The organism is uncultured Campylobacter sp. (genome assembly GCF_937949835.1).
Taxonomy (GTDB): domain Bacteria; phylum Campylobacterota; class Campylobacteria; order Campylobacterales; family Campylobacteraceae; genus Campylobacter_B.
The window spans coordinates 1-1,336 of the sequence record NZ_CALEDC010000210.1 but is presented as its reverse complement, the minus strand read 5'-3'; the positions used below and the strand labels follow the sequence as shown (position 1 = coordinate 1,336).

Annotated in this window: 1 protein-coding gene; it reads left to right on the top strand. The window is 53.1% G+C overall.

Annotated features, from left to right (window positions below; translation table 11 throughout):
* On the top strand, window positions 1-1,082 hold a 1,082-nt coding region (infB, locus tag Q0256_RS04880; protein WP_297960606.1), incomplete at its 5' end, for a translation initiation factor IF-2.
* Window positions 1,083-1,336: the final 254 nt, after the last annotated feature.

Below are 1,336 nucleotides of genomic sequence, written 5' to 3'. Positions count from 1 at the left end.
CGATCTCCGCAAAAACAGGTGAGGGAATTGAAAATTTATTAGAGATCGTGCTTTTGCAAGCCGATCTTTTGGAGCTCAAAGCAGATCCTAGCAAGCAGGCTAAGGCAACCATCATAGAAAGTTCCCTTCAAAAAGGGCGCGGCGCCGTTGCTACCGTCATCGTGCAAAACGGGACTCTGCACGTCGGCGATACCGTCGTAGCGGGTATCGCATACGGCAAGGTGCGCGCGCTTAGCGACGATAAGGGCAGGGCGCTAAAGCAAATTTTACCGGGCGAATGCGGCGTCATCATAGGTCTTAGCGAGGTTCCGGGCGCCGGCGAGACGCTGATTGGCGTTTCAAGCGACAAGGAAGCGCGCGAGTACGCGAGCAAAATTTACGAGCATCAGCGCCAAAAAGAGCTTAGCAAATCGACCAAGGTCACCATCGACGAGCTAAGCGCCAAGATCGCCGAAGGCTCGCTAAAAAGCCTTCCGGTGATTGTCAAGGCCGACGTCGCGGGCTCGCTGGAAGCTATCAAAGCAAGCCTTGAGAAGCTCCGCAACGACGAGGTCAAGGTCGATATCATCCACAGCGGCATCGGCGGTATCACGCAAAACGACATCGCCTTAGCAAGCGCCAGCGAAAACTGCGTGATCTTGGGCTTCAACGTCCGTCCTACGGGCGAGATCAAAGAGCTTGCCAAGGAGCGCGGCGCACAGATTAAGACCTACAACGTCATCTACAATCTCATTGACGATATCAAAGCGCTTTTGGGCGGTCTTATGAGCCCGATTATCAGCGAGGAGGCCCTGGGTCAAGCCGAGATCAGGCAGGTCATCAACGTGCCTAAGATCGGGCAGATCGCGGGCTGTATGGTTACCGACGGGCTCATCGCTCGCGGCGCGAAGATCCGCGTCATCAGAGATGGCGTCATCGTTTTCGAGGGCAACGTTAGCTCGCTCAAGCGCTTCAAAGATGACGCCAAAGAGGTTGCCAAGGGCTTCGAGTGCGGCGTAGGCATCGAGGGCTACGACGATATGCGCGTGGGCGATTTTATCGAAAGCTACAAGCAAAAAGAGGAGCAGGCTACGATCGACTAATGCTCACCGAATTCCGCGTGGGCATTGGCTTCATTTACACGGCCTGCGGCTAAATTTTAAGTCGCGATCGCGCTTTGAAATTTTATGCTCGCAGAATTTGGGCGTGAAATTTCGTCTTTTAAATTTAGCGGCGGAATGCGCGAGCAAGGCTTTAAATTTTGTCGGTTTCTGCGCGAGGCTCTGCCGCATAGCGCCAGTTTTGAAATTTTAATGTTTAGATTTTTCTTGCAGCGCGTCTTTGCGATTAAATTTTA